The 15005-nt window shown below is 63.0% G+C and carries 13 protein-coding genes and 1 tRNA gene; 8 read left to right on the top strand and 6 right to left on the bottom strand.

Annotation, left to right across the window (positions count from 1 at the left end):
• Window positions 1-104 precede the first annotated feature (104 nt).
• Genes C7435_RS06910 through C7435_RS06920 form a run of 3 tightly spaced genes read left to right on the top strand, consistent with a single transcriptional unit; the run spans window position 105 to window position 4445 of the window.
• Window positions 105-2261 (top strand): TonB-dependent siderophore receptor, encoded by a 2157-nt coding sequence (locus tag C7435_RS06910; protein ID WP_121210550.1) that lies wholly within the window; start codon window positions 105-107, stop codon window positions 2259-2261.
• 51 nt (window positions 2262-2312) lie between these two features.
• A complete protein-coding gene (locus C7435_RS06915) occupies window positions 2313-2936 on the top strand; it encodes a hypothetical protein (protein ID WP_147422648.1) in 624 nt (207 codons plus the stop codon).
• Between the two features lie 9 nt (window positions 2937-2945).
• The gene (locus C7435_RS06920; RefSeq protein WP_121210552.1) at window positions 2946-4445 is read left to right on the top strand and encodes a PepSY-associated TM helix domain-containing protein; all 1500 of its coding nucleotides are present in this window, start codon (window positions 2946-2948) and stop codon (window positions 4443-4445) included.
• Here C7435_RS06920 and C7435_RS06925 read toward each other — a convergent pair.
• Window positions 4442-5065: a glutathione S-transferase family protein gene (locus tag C7435_RS06925; protein ID WP_075190445.1), complete on the bottom strand. Its 624-nt coding sequence runs from the start codon at window positions 5063-5065 to the stop codon at window positions 4442-4444. The two genes, C7435_RS06920 and C7435_RS06925, sit on opposite strands and share 4 nt — an antisense overlap.
• 189 nt (window positions 5066-5254) lie before the next feature.
• Between C7435_RS06925 and C7435_RS06930 the strand changes: the two genes are divergently transcribed.
• Complete coding sequence (locus C7435_RS06930) at window positions 5255-5581, top strand: chorismate mutase (RefSeq protein ID WP_121210553.1); 327 nt, start codon at window positions 5255-5257, stop codon at window positions 5579-5581.
• Here the strand turns inward: C7435_RS06930 and C7435_RS06935 are convergent, their stop codons facing one another.
• The gene (locus C7435_RS06935) at window positions 5582-5920 is read right to left on the bottom strand and encodes an Hpt domain-containing protein (protein WP_121210554.1); all 339 of its coding nucleotides are present in this window, start codon (window positions 5918-5920) and stop codon (window positions 5582-5584) included.
• 143 nt (window positions 5921-6063) lie between these two features.
• Between C7435_RS06935 and C7435_RS06940 the strand changes: the two genes are divergently transcribed.
• The 3 genes from C7435_RS06940 to C7435_RS06950 all read left to right on the top strand — a co-directional run bounded on the left by C7435_RS06940 (window position 6064) and on the right by C7435_RS06950 (window position 7867).
• The gene (locus tag C7435_RS06940) at window positions 6064-6474 is read left to right on the top strand and encodes a hypothetical protein (RefSeq protein ID WP_121210555.1); all 411 of its coding nucleotides are present in this window, start codon (window positions 6064-6066) and stop codon (window positions 6472-6474) included.
• Window positions 6475-6542: 68 nt separating this feature from the next.
• A complete protein-coding gene (locus tag C7435_RS06945) occupies window positions 6543-7673 on the top strand; it encodes a Vgb family protein (RefSeq protein WP_121210889.1) in 1131 nt (376 codons plus the stop codon).
• A gap of 118 nt (window positions 7674-7791) precedes the next feature.
• A tRNA-Lys gene (locus C7435_RS06950) sits at window positions 7792-7867 on the top strand.
• 179 nt (window positions 7868-8046) lie between these two features.
• Here C7435_RS06950 and C7435_RS16955 read toward each other — a convergent pair.
• Window positions 8047-8976, bottom strand: a complete 930-nt coding sequence (locus C7435_RS16955; RefSeq protein WP_170150371.1) for a hypothetical protein — start codon at window positions 8974-8976, stop codon at window positions 8047-8049.
• Window positions 8977-9324: 348 nt separating this feature from the next.
• Between C7435_RS16955 and C7435_RS06960 the strand changes: the two genes are divergently transcribed.
• Window positions 9325-10452, top strand: a complete 1128-nt coding sequence (locus C7435_RS06960; RefSeq protein WP_170150372.1) for an alpha/beta hydrolase — start codon at window positions 9325-9327, stop codon at window positions 10450-10452.
• Between the two features lie 95 nt (window positions 10453-10547).
• Here the strand turns inward: C7435_RS06960 and C7435_RS06965 are convergent, their stop codons facing one another.
• The 3 genes from C7435_RS06965 to C7435_RS06975 all read right to left on the bottom strand — a co-directional run bounded on the left by C7435_RS06965 (window position 10548) and on the right by C7435_RS06975 (window position 14928).
• Complete coding sequence (locus tag C7435_RS06965) at window positions 10548-12251, bottom strand: methyl-accepting chemotaxis protein (RefSeq protein ID WP_170150373.1); 1704 nt, start codon at window positions 12249-12251, stop codon at window positions 10548-10550.
• Window positions 12252-12371: 120 nt separating this feature from the next.
• A complete protein-coding gene (locus tag C7435_RS06970; RefSeq protein WP_121210559.1) occupies window positions 12372-14387 on the bottom strand; it encodes a TonB-dependent receptor plug domain-containing protein in 2016 nt (671 codons plus the stop codon).
• A 31-nt stretch (window positions 14388-14418) separates the two neighbouring features.
• Window positions 14419-14928: a hypothetical protein gene (locus tag C7435_RS06975; protein ID WP_075190435.1), complete on the bottom strand. Its 510-nt coding sequence runs from the start codon at window positions 14926-14928 to the stop codon at window positions 14419-14421.
• Window positions 14929-15005 lie beyond the last annotated feature (77 nt).

The following is a 15005-nucleotide window of genomic DNA, read 5'->3' on the forward strand; positions in this document are numbered from 1 at the left end:
CATCGCTCGGATCATTTCTGCGAATGAGTCTCAAAACAAATTGACTCTGCAAATCACTCTCATTATCACACACCCCAGTTCAGTGCTTTGAGTGGGGACACTTCATGTTGCGTTTCAATACATTACGGCGCCCGGCGCCGATCGCGTTCGCTTGCCTGGCGAGCACCGCCCTGACCGGCCTCGCCGCGCCGTCCTCGGTGCTCGCACAGGATGCCGACGAGACCGAGGACGTCGTCGTCGTACACGGTGTACTGGGCCGCTATTCGGCCACCAAATCAGACACGCCGGTCATCGAGACGCCGCGCTCGGTCTCCATCGAAACCCTCGACCAGATTCTCGATCGCGGCGGCGTCGACCTGTCGGACGCCTATCTCTATTCCGCCGGCGTGATCGGCGACACTTACGGCATCTCGACCCGCGTCGACTCGGTCCAGGTGCGCGGCCTGCGCGCGCCGGAATACCGCGACAGCCTGCAGGCGCTGTTCGGCAGCTACAACAATACCCGTTCCGACATCTACACCATCGAACAGGTCGAAATCCTGCGCGGCCCGTCGGCCATTCTCTATGGCCAGGGCTCGCCGGGCGGGATCGTGAATGTGGTGTCGAAAACACCCGAGGATGAATTCTCCGGCGAGATCGTCGGCGAGGTCGGCAATCACGACCGCTATCAGCTGGCCGCCGACTTCACCGGCCCGCTGGACGCCGACGGCACCTGGCTCTATCGCGGCATCGGTGTGTGGCGCGAGACCGGGACCCAGATCGACCATATTGATGAAGAGGCGATCACGCTGGCACCGTCGCTCACCTTCGCGCCGGGGCCCGACACGCGCCTGTCCGCTATCGTCACATATCAGGACATCAACGCCGCAGCTGCGTCACAATTCCTGCCCATTCATGGCACGCTTCTGCCCGGTCCTGACGGTCGACACTTCGACGCCAATGTCTTCACCGGCGAACCGGACTTCGACCGCTACGACACCGAGTCGGTTTCGCTCACCCTGCTCGCCGAGCACCGGGTGAACGCGAATCTCCAGCTGGAAGCGACGGTGCGCCGGACCGAGAGCGAAGCGGACTATCGCCAGGCCTGGATTTCCTTCATCGGCGGCGACCGCCACATCCGCAATCCCGATGGCAGCCTCTATCGCGACGGCTACATGCCGCGCACCTTCTACGCCTCGCAGGCCAGTTCGGAACAGACCGCGGCGGACATGCGCGCAAGACTGGATTTCGAGACCGGCGCCTTCAGCCACAAAGTTCTCGGCGGCCTGCAATACCAGGACGTGACAACGGATAATGACAGCGCCTACCTGTTCGCCATCGGTCTGGACTTCGCCACCGGCCTGCCGGACGCCCCCTATGGCGACAGCTTCTGGTTCAACCCCTACGCCCCGTCCTATGGCGCCTATCCGTCGGACGCGATCATCGACGCCTACATGTCGGATTCGCCCGAGAGCCGGACGCAGAGCACCGGTCTCTACCTCCACGACCAGATCGAGCACGGCAGCTGGCTCGCCACGGTCGGCCTGCGGAGTGACTGGGTCGAGACGGATACCGGCTCGGCAACCCAGGACGACGACAAGCTCTCAACCAGCTTCGCACTGATGTACCGCTTCGACATCGGGCTGAACCCCTATGTCAGCTATGCGGAAAGCTTTGAGCCGGTCATCGGTACCGCATTCGACGGCTCGGCCTACGAGCCCCAGGAGGGCCGCCAATACGAGATCGGCGTGAAGTACCAGCCGCCGGGCAGCCGTTCGCTGGTCACCCTCTCCTGGTTCGACATCGAACAGTCCAACCTGCTGACCGCCGATCCCGCCCATCCGGGCTTCCAGATCCAGGCGGGCGTGGTGACCATTACCGGGTTTGAAGTGGAAGCCGCCTGGTACTGGGACACCGTGTCGCTGGATGTCAGTGCCAGCCAGCTCGAGACCGAAACCCTTGACGGCTATCAGCTCGCCTCCATCCCGGAAGTGCAGGCCTCGGCCTGGCTGGGCTGGCAGCCGACCGGCGCCTGGTCCGGTTTCCGGGCTGGCGCCGGTGTGCGCCATGTCGGCGAAAGCCAGAACGGGACCGACAGCCTGGAAACCCCTTCCTACACCCTGGTCGATGCGATGATCGGCTATGAGATGGATGCGTGGAATTTCGGCCTGCACGCCTCCAACCTTTTCGACGAAGCGTATTTCGCGACCTGCCTGTCCCGCGGCGACTGCTTCGTGGGTGAGGACCGCACCGTGGTGGCCCGGGCGGCGCGCCGCTTCTGACCGACGCCGCCCCCCAGACGGCGTTGCGTGCGGGTGCCGGGCCGCTGCCGAGTGGCGGTCCGGCACCCGATTATTGACGAGGATGGAGATCAAACCATGGCGTATGCCGCCGCAATCTGGATCCTGCTGTCGATCGGCGCCGGGCTGTTCGGTGCCCTTGTGCTCCGGCAGGCCTGGAAGCGCCGCCAGGAGCCGCATCGGCTTCTGATCGCGCTCGGCTGGCTTGCACTGCTGGCCGCCGTCCTGGCCTGGCTGCCCGTCGGCCTGCCGGTCTATGGCGTCGTCCTGGGCATGCTTGTCATCCAGTGCCTCGCCCTCATGGTGGTTTTCTGGCGTACAGGCTGGACGGGACCGCCACCGGCGGAGCCTCGACGACCGGCCGCCCCGCAGCCCGCCCGCGCCTGGCGTCGCGGACTGCGAGGCACTGCCGTCACCCTGCTGGCCGGCCCCCTCGCCCTGCTGGGCGCCGTGGCGCTTTCTCTCATCCTGTTCGCGCTAGCCGGACAGGCCGGCTGGAGCGAGGCCAACCGTCTTGCCCTCTTCCTGTTCGCCGTCCCCATCCTGTGGAGCGCGCTCGCCACCCTGGCCGTTCTCGACCTGAAACTGCGTCTTCGCGCGCTCGGACTGGTCCTGCCGGTGGTGCTCGGCGGCGTCCTTATCGCCGTGACTGTCTAGGAGACGACCATGACCGCCCTGCCCTGGCCGAAAATGCCCGCCCGTCTCGTCGCCCGCATGCTGTCCGGCCACACTGCGCTGGGCCTTGCCCTGTCGGCGCTGCTCTACATTGTTTGCCTGAGCGGCACGCTCGTCGTCTTTCACAATGAGTTCTCGCGCTGGGAACAGCCCGGCATCACGGAGATCGAGGCCGTCACGCCGCAAACCATCCAGACCCTGCTGGAAAACGTGCTCGGGCGCCTGGAAGAAACGCCGGACCAGGTCACCCTGGTCCTGCCGACGCCGGATGTTCCGCGGCTTGTTGCCGGTGCCGGCGAGGACTATTGGGTCGCCGGAGCCGACGGCACGCTGGGCGAACCGGTCGCCCACCCCTTCTCGGAATTCCTCGTCACGCTGCACATGTATCTTCACCTGCCGGCGATCGCGGGGATCACGCTGGTCGGCCTGCTCGGCGTCATGATGCTGGGGCTGGTCCTGACCGGCTTCCTGGCCCATCCGCGGATCTTCCGCGATGCCTTCCAGTTCCGTCGCGGCAAGAGCGCCAGGCTCGGCGAAACCGATTTACACAACCGGCTGTCGGTCTGGGCCGCGCCCTTCCACATCACAATCGCGCTGACCGGCGCCCTTCTGGGCCTGGCAACGATCGGGGCCTATGCGCTCGCGCTGGTCTTTCACGACGGTGACTTCGAAGCCGTCTTCCCGCCCATTTTCGGAGGCGAAACGGAAACCGGGCCGGCGCCGGACGGGGTCGCCGATGTGGCGACCGCCTACCGCAACTTCCAGGCCGAACGTCCGGACCTCACCGCATGGCTGATCTATGTCAACGGCCCCGGGACCGAGGCGCAGAATATCGAAATCCTGACCCAGGTGCCGGGCCAGCTCGCCTATTTCGACGGCGTCCAGTTCGACGCCGCCGGTACCATGATCGGCGCGACCGGGATGAGCGACGGTGAAGCCGGACAGAAAATAGCCGCTGCGGTCTATTCCCTGCATTTCGGTTGGTTCGGCGGCCTGCCGGTGAAGTTCGCCTATCTGGCCCTGGGCCTCGCCCTGACAGCTGTGTGCGCCTCCGGATTCACGCTGTGGCTGATCAAGCGACGGGAGAAGGGTCGCCCCTCTCCGCGCCTTGAGCGGGCCTGGATCGCTGTGGTGTGGGGCGCACCGGCCGTGCTGGCCGCGACCCTGCTTGGCGCCGTGAGCGGTGTCATGGCCGAGGCGGTGCTGATCCCCTTCCACTGGCTCGCCCTGGCTGGCCTGATCGTGCTGGCCATGCTGTTCGGCAGCGCCCGCCACTGGTCACGTGCGCTGCGGCTGGCGGCCGGCGCGCTGACCCTTGCCGGGTTGGCGGTGCACCATGCCGTCAATGCCGGACAGTACCAGGGCGAAGCCTCCTGGGGTGTCAGCGCAGGACTGGCGGTCACAGCACTGATCCTGCTGGCAAGCACGCGTCCGTGGACATGGAGACCGGCGGGCGGCGGAACGACGACCGGGCCGGTGCAGGTGGGCTAGCCCGGCACCGTCACCCGCCCTTCATCATAGTCCAGCTCCAGCTCGCTCTCGACCCGCGCGATCCAGCCGCGCACGCCGAGGAACTCGTCGAGGTCGAAACCGCCCTCATCGGCGACGCGGGTATAAGCGACCAGGGCGATATCGGCGAGGGTAAGCTGGTCACGGACGATGAAGTCGCGCGACAGGAGCCGCATCTCCATCACACCGAGCGCCCGCCGCCCCTTGGCCATGAGCTGCGGATCGATGGCGTCCTCGGACATGTGCTGGAAGGCTTTCTGGAAACGTCGCACGGCAATGAAGGGTTCATGGCTGTATTGTTCCCAGAACATCCATTCGAGCATTTTGGCATGGTCGAACGGGTCGGCCGGAATGAGCGCCGAGCCGGCCGCCAGATGGATGATGATGGCGTTCGACTGGGCCAGGATGCGGCCATCCTCGCGTTCCAGGCACGGCACCTGGCCGGCCGGGTTGATGGCCAGGAAGTCGTCGGTCCGGGTCTCGCCCTTCACCACATTGACCTCGTGCCAGTCATAGGGGATGGCGAGCCGGTCGGCGGTCCACTTCACCTTGAGGCAGTTGCCACTGTGGCGATCACCATAAATACGGACTGGCTGGGTCATGCGACGACTCCCTTGCATCTTTCCGCAGCATAACGCCACCGGCGGCAAGCGCGAGTGATGAATGCGTGTCGCGCGCAGCGAGTGCCCGGCATTCGCCCGCGCATGTTGGTCAAGCTGTGACAGTCCGCCGCTTGGGCCGCGCACCGAGGCCGCTTATAAGAAGCGAAACGAACACAGGTATTCGCCCGCATGAACACCCAGACCCGACCCGGCATCACCCCGCCCGAATCCTGCCAGACCATGCAGGAGGTCCGCGAAGGCGTCGACGCGCTGGACCGCGAACTGGTGGCCTTGGTCGCGCAACGCGCCCGCTATATGGAAGCCGCGGCCCGTATCAAGCCGAGCCGGGATGTGGTCCGCGATGAATGGCGGATCAATGATGTAATCTCGAAGGTAAGCGCCGAGGCAAAAAGCCACGGCCTCGCGGTGGAGATCGCCGAGCCGGTCTGGCGCGAACTTGTCGAACGCTCGATTGCCTATGAGTTCAGTGTCTGGGACGCGACGCGCGAGGCCTGATCAGTCGGCGGCGGCAAAGGCCAGTTCGGTCTCACGAAAGCAGCGCTCGACCGCGAGTCGGGCGCCGGGCCAGGCCGTTTCGGCCTCACCTTCAACGGCGTCGCAAATATCGGCCAGAGCAAAGGCGCCCACACCGCGCGCGGCACCCTTGAGGGTGTGACAGGCGGCGCGCCAGCTGGCCGGATCGGCCGGCGCCTCCATGATCGCGAGGCAACGCCGCGCCTGGTCACACATCAAGCCGAGCAATTCATCACGAAGCGCGGCATCCCCGCCGGTATAGCGGGCGAGGTGAGCCGCATCGAAGAGCGGCGCATTGGTGGATTTCATGGCAGCAATCATAGCCCATTCCTAGCGTCAGCGCCTTAACACCCTCCTTAATTTTCGTGCCCGGCAAGGGCGATCGCTCATCTTGGTGAATACAGCGTTCACATTCCCGTCAGGCGCGAAATGTCAGATTTTCAGCTGCAAAACGGGAGGATCAAATGCTGAAATCTGTCAAAATGATCGCCTGCGGCCTGGCGCTGACCATGGGGGCTGGCGGCCTTGCCAGCGCCATGACGGCGCCCGCTATCGCTCCGGCGAGCGACATCAAGCTCGTCGCTGAGAACGGCGAAAAGCGCCTGCAGCGACGCCATCACCCTCGCCGCCATGGCTATCGCGATCGCCGAACTTCGCGGGACCATCACGACTATCGTCGCGGACACCGCAATGACTACCGCAATGCCCGCCGCCACGCCTCACGGTGCTGGAGCGAGAACCAGCGCTCACACTATCGTGGCCGCCCGGCCGTGGTATCGGTCCGGGTGTGCCGGGATCGCCATGGTCGGACCCATGCGGTGCGCGGATCGACGCGACTGGTCCGCTATCTCCGCGGCCATCGCCGGCACTGGTAAGCCTTGCCAAGCTTCCGCTTGAAGACGGGGCGGCGGCGCGATATTTCTCTCCTTGAGGGAGAATGATCATGTCCAACCGCCGCACCTGCCACCTGTTTGCCGCCGGTTCCGCCCTGGCATTGCTGACCGCCGCCTGTTCGCCGTCGGGCGAGCCGGAAGCCGGCGCCTCAGACAGCGCCGGATCCGCGGCGATGCCAGGCAACAGCGACACGACAGCATCGGCAATGACCGACACACGCCCGGCCGATGACGTCACGCCGCCCGCCGACAGCCGCGAACTGGCGGCCATCGACATGCAGGAATGGGACGTGCCCTGGGAGGGACGTCCGCGCGACCCGTACACGCTGGATGGCGAGACCGTCTGGTTCGTCGGCCAGGCCAACTCCTATATCGGCCGTCTTGACGTCGCGACCGGCGAGATGAGCCGCGTCGATCTGCGCGAAGGTGCCGGTCCGCACAATCTCATCGTCCATCCTGACGGACGGATCTGGTATGCCGGCAATCGCGATGCCCATATCGGCATCTATGATCCTGCCAGCGGCGCGTTCGACTATGTCGAGACACCACCGGACACCGTCGCTGATCCGCACACCCAGATTTTCGACGATGCCGGCCATGTCTGGTTTTCCAGCCAGCGCAGCAATTCGGTCAGCCGCCTCAACATGGAGAGCCGCGAACTCGATGTGGTGATGGTGCCAACCGACTCGGCGCGCCCCTATGGCATCAAGATCGCGCCCGACGGCACGATCTGGGTCGCCCTGTTCGGTACCAGCAAGCTGGCATCAATCGATCCGGACACGCTGGTCCTGACCGAGCATGACCTACCGCGCGACAGCGCCCGGCCGCGCCGTCTCGATATCACCTCCGACGGCCGCATCTGGTATGGCGATTATGCCGATGGTTTCCTCGGCGTGCTCGACCCGTCCGACGGCTCGATCCGTGAATGGGCCATGCCGTCCGGTGCCAACGCCCGCCCCTATGCGCTGGCCGTTGATGGCCAGGACCGGGTCTGGTTCGTCGAAACCGGCGTCGATCCCAACTGGTTTGTCGGTTTCGACCCGGCGAGCGAGACCTTCTTCTCGATCACCGGCATCCCGTCCGGCGGCGGCGTCGTGCGGCACATGCATTACCTGCCATCAACCGGCGATATCTGGTTCGGTAGCGATATGGGAACCATCGGCCGCGCCTCGGTGGAATAGCCCGGCCAATTGCACCTGCCGGCACCGGCAATCCGGCATGGCCGGCATGTGCAATCGGGCAAATGAATGGCTTGCTTTTGTCCCGCGGACGCGTATTTTCCGCCGCTTCCCAACCGGCGCGCCTATAGCTCAGTTGGTAGAGCAGCTGACTCTTAATCAGCGGGTCCTAGGTTCGAATCCTAGTGGGCGCACCAATAGTTTCAAAGACTTAATCGGTTGTAATGGGCCGATCGTCAACCTAGAGAAAGTCAACGTTGACTTCTTTTAGAATACGGCCCCATAAGTCATTGAATCTGCTTTAAGCTTTATAGATCCGACAAACACTCAAAAGTGAGTCCCTCTGGGGCGAAGCACGATTGCGTCGGAACAAATTTCATCCATCCTGTCGGACGTTTTCAGCATTAAAGTACGTGAGGTACTCACGTTCCACCTCGACGCCCTCGAACGGGATTGGGCTGTTCATCGGCAGCTTCTTGCCCGCAACGAACTCACGAAATCCAGTTACCGTGAACACGTATTTGGCATCGATCATCTTGTCGAAGAACACCCGACCTTCTCCGCCAAAATAAATCTTCAAGCTGATCGAAGCAGCAAAGTCGTTCGGTGGCTCGTAGATCTGAAGCTTCCCGGTCCTGAACGTACATTGCGAATTTGGCTTACCGTCGCAGTCGGACGAGGAATACCTCTCAGATTTTGCTTGGGGGGACTGCCCACAAACCTCCCACTTGGGATCTCGTATTTTGACGTTCATTTTCAGGCGTGACCGGTTCTCGATCTTTACCCTCAACTCGAAATCATAGCCGTGCGCAGTTGGAAACACCCCTAGCGTTGCTCCGACTGGTCGCACATGCTGGTTGAAAGTTGGATCGTCGCCAGACTGCCCGCCCCTTGCAATTGCACGGAGAGCGTCTGACTTGGACTGCGAAATGACATCGAGACCAACTGAGGCGGTCTTGGTTGAAGAGCCCGTTTGTTTGGCTTTGCTCTTGGTCTTTGGCGGAGTTGTGGGCGCCACTGCCGCAGTTTCACCACTCGTTGGAACAAACCGACGCTTGCGCGCATCATAGAATGCCACTCGAACACTTAGGCACGCCTGAAGCCATTCCGGTCGCCAACCTTTTTCCCACTTTGGTTGCCACCATACTCCCCATACGGCAGCTGCTAAACTGACGACACAACACAGCACGATGACACTTATGCCGACCGCTTGTGGCAATTCAGACCAAGTCATGCCTACCACCGTTGGTAGAACGACGATTAGGGCACCGGCAATGATTTTTGGCCAAACCTTGGACTGATTCATACGAGCAATCTGCACGGGCAAGTTCAGTTTGTGGAGTCGCGGTCAAAATCATCGCGCTACATAAAGCATCAGGATGCGCAGGCCGGACTGATTGCCTGGACGTTGCGTTGGGGGTACCTAACATTGACAATCCCTTGTACCTCGTTGACTTTTATCCCATTGAAATTATGAGATCGAATGGCGACTCTTAATCAGCGGGTCCTAGGTTCGAATCCTAGTGGGCGCACCATTTTCCCCAAGACATCAACGCCAGACGCCACGCGCCTGTGGCATTGACCGCGTGGTCCGTCTGAGACGACTGTGCCGTTGCGTGGACGTCGGTCGACGCCGCATCTTCAGGAGCCGAATTTGCCCCCGTCCCTCCGCCTGCCCGCCCTCGCCCTCTTTGTCACCTGTCTCGGCCTGCTCGCGGGATGTGCCAGCGCGCCGGCGCATTTGCCGATTGTGGATCCGGGCAGTGCCAACGGGCGTAGCGAGACGATCCTGATTGCGACGACGCGGGTGCCCAGCCCGGATCCGGATATCCGCCTGACCACGCTGCGCGGCGAGTTGTCCTTTGCCCGCGCTGATGTCTGGGTTCCGGCCAACCGGCTGGCCGGCGAGATCAACTATCCCTCGGCGCGGGTCGACCCGCGGCGCGAGTTCGCCTTGACCGGATATCAGCCGGATATCGGACGCCGCGAGTTTTCAGCCCTGCTCGACCGGCAATTGAGCGCCCTGCCCCTAGTCGAGCGACAGGTCTTCGTCTTCGTGCACGGCTTCAACACGCCCTATTCGGACGGGCTTTATCTGAACGCCCAGATCCTCAATGATTTCGGGGTGAACACCGTGGCCGTGCATTATGCCTGGCCGTCGGCCGGCCAGATCACGGCCTATCTGCACGATCGCGACAGCGCGCAATTTGCCCGCGACGGGCTGGCAGACCTGCTTGAAACCGTCGCCAACAGCCCTTCCGTCTCAGTCACGATCCTGGCCCATTCGATGGGGGCGCTGGTGACCATGGAAGCGATGCGGCAACTGTCCCTGCAAGGGCGCACCGACATCCTGGCCAAGATTGACCCGGTCATCCTAGCGTCGCCGGATATCGATTATGACGTGTTTTTGAACCAGCTCGCCGCGATCAATCCACCGCCCCGGCACATGACGGTCGTGGTCTCGAACCGCGATCAGGCGCTGCTGGTGTCAGACACGCTGAGCGGCGGCGGCCGCGCCCGGCTGGGCATAGGCGCCCGCCAGGACGCCCTGATCGAACGCGGCATCGCCATCCTCGATCTGAGCGAGCTCACCGATGGCACGCTGATCGGGCATACCGACTTCGCAGCCTCCCAGACCCTGATGCAACTCGCCGCCAGCGGAGCCCTCAGTCATGCCTTCAACGGCGAAACCTCGCAGGACCGTATCGCCGCACCGAGCAGCCTCGCGAACATCGCCGGTCGCATCATCCGCCTGCCGCTACGCGCCCTGGGCGAGAATTAGGGACGGAAACCGGACCCCAAAAACTAAAGCGCCCGGACCGAGGGGGGAGAGGGTCCGGGCGCTCATGTTGCAAGGCGACATCAAGGGGGGAGAGATCAGCCGGCCTCGCGAACCTCGGTGAGGAAGGTTTCAACGGTGGAATTCAGTTTCTCGGCTCGTTCGGAGACGGTCCGCACGGCACGCAGCACGTCCTGCGAGGCGTCGCCGGTCTGACGGGCCGAGCGGGACACCACATCGACATTGTCGGAGACGGCACGGGCGCTGGTCGCGGCATGCGAGACAGAACTCGAAATCTCGCGGGTCGAGGCACTCTGCTCTTCCGCAGCAGCGGCAATCGCCGAAGCCGAACGGGAGATTTCGCCGACAGCGCGGGTCACGTCCTCGATCGAGGCGGAAGACGAGGCGGCTGCCTCCTGGATCGCCTGGATCTGGTCGCGGATATCATCCGTGGCCTTGGCGGTCTGGGCGGCGAGCGACTTGACCTCGGAAGCGACAACCGCAAAGCCCTTGCCGGCTTCGCCAGCGCGGGCGGCCTCAATGGTGGCGTTCAGGGCCAGCAGGTTGGTCTGCTCGGAAATATCATTGATCAGCTGCACCACATTGCCGATCTCCTGCGCAGCCGCACCGAGATTGTCGACGACGGCGCGGACCGACTTGGCCCGTTCATCGGCCTGGCTGGCCATGTCGGAGGAGCCCTGGATCTGCTGAGTGACTTCGGCAATCGAGGCCGTCAGCTCTTCAGACGCCGCCGCAACAGACTCGACATTGGCCGAGGCTTGGGCGGCGGATGACGCCATCTGGCCGGACTGTTCCGAGCCTTCGGTCGCGGCCTGCGACAGCTGCTCGGCGATCGCCGACATCGAGGAACAGGCCTCATTGACTTCGCCCAGCATCGACATGACCTCGGCATCAAATGCCTGGGCCAGATCATTGAGCTTGGCGGCGCGGCGCTCATTGGCTTCGGCCTGGGCGCGCTGTTCTTTTTCAAGTTCCTCGGCCTGCAGGCCCTTCTCGCGGAAGCGGCGCAGGCTTTCGACCACGGCACCCAATTCGTCCGAGCGTTCCAGAGCGCCGATATCGAGCGAATAATCACCGTCAGCCAGGGCCTCGGTCGCGGCTGCGATCTTGCGCACCGAAACCGAGATCTGGCGTCCGAACAGGACGGCCAGGGCAATCAGGGCGATGCCGACACCAATGGTCAGCCCGATGAACATGATGATGGAGTTGCGCACTGCGGCTTGCGTTGCTTCGGCATCCATGCGGGCCAGGGAGGCCCCTTCCATGGCGAGGCCATCCAGATCAGCACTGATCTCCGCAAAAACCGCGTCAAAGGGCTGGAGGAAGGCAACCGAGCTGGCAAAATCGAGTTCCAGCATCTGGCCGACGAAATCAAGCGCATCGCGATAAAGGGCGAGCTGTTCGACAAGGCTGTCAAACGTGTCCGTCCCCGCCGCGATGTCGGCGCCGGAGCTTTGGAGCTGGCTGATCCGGGCAGACAGGCCGTCAACACGGGTGCTGACGGCGTCAAACTCCGCCATCACATCAATCGAATTGCCGGCGGCCTGGGCCGTCACGACAGCGAGCACTTCGCTGTTGATGGTCTGGAGTTCGGATTTCAGGTCAGTGAGTTCGAGCGCGGCATTCATCTCCCGCATCGCACGTTGCTGACTGGCCGACCCGTCCTGCAGCGACCAGGCGCCCAATCCGGCAACCGCAATCAGCGCAATGATGGCTGCGATCGGCGCAACCGCAAAGGATTGCGCGATGGTCAGCTTGAAGAGTGAAGAGGCCTTGCCCATTGTAGTCTCCCAATTGACATCACCGGTGGCGGTTTTGTCGTCAGGCCGAGAATCCGCCCGAATCGCTGAAGTCAGGGTTAACGCCCCGGCACCGTTCAGTGCCGGGGCGCTCATTTCATATTAGAAGCTGCTCGACAGACCGAACCAGACGCGGCTTTCCGACTGGGCGTTGGCGGTGGTCGCCTCGCCGTCGCCGAAATTGGCATTCTGGGCGTTCAGCGACACAGCGATATGGTCGTTGAAGCGATAGCCGGCGCGGAAGGAAACGGCGACATAATCGTCGATCGCAACCTGGGTCGGCAGGCCGAAGACCGGCTGCAGCGGCGACGTGGTTTCTGACACATAGTTCACGAACCCATCGACGCTCAGCTTGTCGCCGGTCCAACCGACATGGCCGTTGAACAGGTGAGCCGGGGTCGCATTCTCGAAGTCCTGGACATGGCCAAGACCGAACGTGCCATCCAGATCGTCTTCAGTCTGCTGGTACGTATAGTTCGCATCCCAGTTCCAATTGCCTTCCGGATCGCCGGCGAGGCCAAATTCGAAACCGGTCGTCGTGGTGTCGCCGCGGTTATCGAACAGGAGGGTCGGGATCGTGACGGTCGGCGGCAGCAGGTCCGGGAAGAGTCCGAACTGGCCCCGCACGTCCGACGTGTCCTGCATGAACACAGCGGCACGCATGTCGATGGTCGGCGTCAGGCTACGGTCATAAGCGACCTCATAGCTGTCGACGATAGACGGTACCATGTCCGGATTGCCCGACAGGATGAGCGGGTTGCCCCCCACGGTTGTCTGCAGGGTGAAGCCGATGTCAAAGGAGGTCGGTGCCTGGATGCCACGCCCCGCCATGAAGCGCATCGTGCCGCCGAAGGACGGACGCCAGACCAGCGCCGCATTGTAGGAGAACTCTTCAAACGACACCGAATAGTCGTCCTGCGTGAAGCTGTAGAAGCCTCCCGGCGCGCCATCACGACTCCAGTCGACGCTGTCATAGCGCCCGGCAAGTGTGAGGTCCCAAGCGTTGGAGAACTTGTGGTTCCACATCACCGAGAAGGCCATCGACTCATAACCGAAATCGCCATTGCCCGGATCCGGGAAGGACGCGGTCTGGCCGTCGCGGAACTCGGCGCCAATGCGGACGGTGTTGTTGGTGCCGACCTTGAACAGGTCCTGGATGCGGAAGGTCGTCAGCTCGGCGCTGAGCGGACCGAAGGAATAGGCGATCTCGCTTTCATTGCGGTAAGCGAGAGCCGTGATGACACCATAATCGGTATCAGCTTCCAGCTCGGCCTTGTAGGAGCGCAACTCGTACAGGGCGCGAGCAGAAGAATAGACCGACGTCATTTCCGACTGGTCGACATTGGTGAAAGTCGCTTCCGCCGTCAGGCTGACCTTGTCGGTCAGGGAAAAACGACCTTCGATGGCACCGGTTTCACGGTGAAAGTCCTGCAGGGCGAGCGGCTGGGCCTCGATGGCGTTGTCACCCGCCGGCAGTTCGGAGGTCTCGGCATTGCCATAGCTGACCCGTACGGCAGCGCGGTCACCGAACTGGCGTGCCGCCACGAAAGCGGCGTTGAAACCGCCATCGGTTTCGACATTCACGCGCGCCGTGGCGTAGTCGCCATGCTGCGGGTTGCGGGTGATGATATTGACCACACCGGACACCGCATTGAAGCCGTAGAGAGCCGACTGGGCACCCTTGACGACTTCGATCTGCTGGATTTCCTCAAGCTGGACCGGAAGCGTCGACCAAGCGGTGTAGCCATAGCTGTCGAGATAGACTTCACGACCGTTTACCAGCACCAGCAGGCGCGGCGAGTAAGGTGTGGCAGCGCCACGGATCGAGATCTGGCCATCGCCATAACCATAGCGGTTGTAATCAATACCGGCATAGTGGCGCAGGATGCCCGGAATATCGTACTCCGGGAAACGCTCGATATCGCCCTGGGTGATGATGATCATCGTCGCAGGAACGTCGGACGCGCGCTGCGGAGCCCCTGTGGCGCCAGCGGTCACCGGCTCGCCGAACAGGTCGCTCATGGCGGTATAGTCGAGCGACTGGGCAGCAGTCGCGGCGGAGAAACCGACGCTCAGCGCAAGCACCGAGATCGACGTCGTGAGGAATTGGGTCTTCATGGTAGCTACTCTCTCAAATCTCGGATTACGCTTAGATTTCTTCAATCATCATGGCGAAGGCGGCGGCGAAGGAGACCGACGAGCTGTCGGACGCGCCGCGATTGACCACGATGCGCACGGACGGCGCGCTCTGGACGCCCATCACGCAACGAGCGCTTTCGACACAGCTCATATCGGTGGACACGGTCATCACGCCTGCGGAGCTTGCGGCACCGAAGACGCCGGCATCACCGGCAGCCGAACCGAGCAGGACAGCCGCGTCAGCGCCGCTGATCGAACCCGTGTCAGCCATCGGGACAAGGCGGGCATTGAGCGTGACCCGGCCCGCCGAAAGGCCGCCGGACATCGCAGACGCGAGCGCCTGCGCTTCGCCTTCGCTGGCCGGATCGAACACGATCGCGACGGTGCGGTCGGAACCGCTGGCGCCTTCAACAAAGCCCAGTGCGCGACCGATCACTTCCAGATCGCGCTGCGTCGTCTCGGCCATGGCTGGCGTTGTCATGAGAAGGCCGGCCAGAGCCGGCAAAATGATTTTGTGCATTGGGGACACCCCGTCCTGTTCCTATGTCACCGCAGTGCGGCGTATGGGGTCCACCTAGGGGATGGGTATTAACCACG

Origin of the sequence: Maricaulis maris, assembly GCF_003634045.1 — a bacterium.
Taxonomy (GTDB): Bacteria; Pseudomonadota; Alphaproteobacteria; order Caulobacterales; family Maricaulaceae; genus Maricaulis; species Maricaulis maris.

Coding starts and splice junctions, on each gene's coding strand:
- C7435_RS06910 (WP_121210550.1), top strand. CDS start 105: ATGTTGCGTTTCAATACATTACGGCGCCCGGCGCCGATCGCGTTCGCT.
- C7435_RS06920 (WP_121210552.1), top strand. CDS start 2,946: ATGACCGCCCTGCCCTGGCCGAAAATGCCCGCCCGTCTCGTCGCCCGC.
- C7435_RS06925 (WP_075190445.1), bottom strand. CDS start 5,065: ATGACCCAGCCAGTCCGTATTTATGGTGATCGCCACAGTGGCAACTGC.
- C7435_RS06930 (WP_121210553.1), top strand. CDS start 5,255: ATGAACACCCAGACCCGACCCGGCATCACCCCGCCCGAATCCTGCCAG.
- C7435_RS06935 (WP_121210554.1), bottom strand. CDS start 5,920: ATGATTGCTGCCATGAAATCCACCAATGCGCCGCTCTTCGATGCGGCT.
- C7435_RS06940 (WP_121210555.1), top strand. CDS start 6,064: ATGCTGAAATCTGTCAAAATGATCGCCTGCGGCCTGGCGCTGACCATG.
- C7435_RS06945 (WP_121210889.1), top strand. CDS start 6,543: ATGTCCAACCGCCGCACCTGCCACCTGTTTGCCGCCGGTTCCGCCCTG.
- C7435_RS16955 (WP_170150371.1), bottom strand. CDS start 8,976: ATGAATCAGTCCAAGGTTTGGCCAAAAATCATTGCCGGTGCCCTAATC.
- C7435_RS06965 (WP_170150373.1), bottom strand. CDS start 12,251: ATGGGCAAGGCCTCTTCACTCTTCAAGCTGACCATCGCGCAATCCTTT.
- C7435_RS06970 (WP_121210559.1), bottom strand. CDS start 14,387: ATGAAGACCCAATTCCTCACGACGTCGATCTCGGTGCTTGCGCTGAGC.
- C7435_RS06975 (WP_075190435.1), bottom strand. CDS start 14,928: ATGCACAAAATCATTTTGCCGGCTCTGGCCGGCCTTCTCATGACAACG.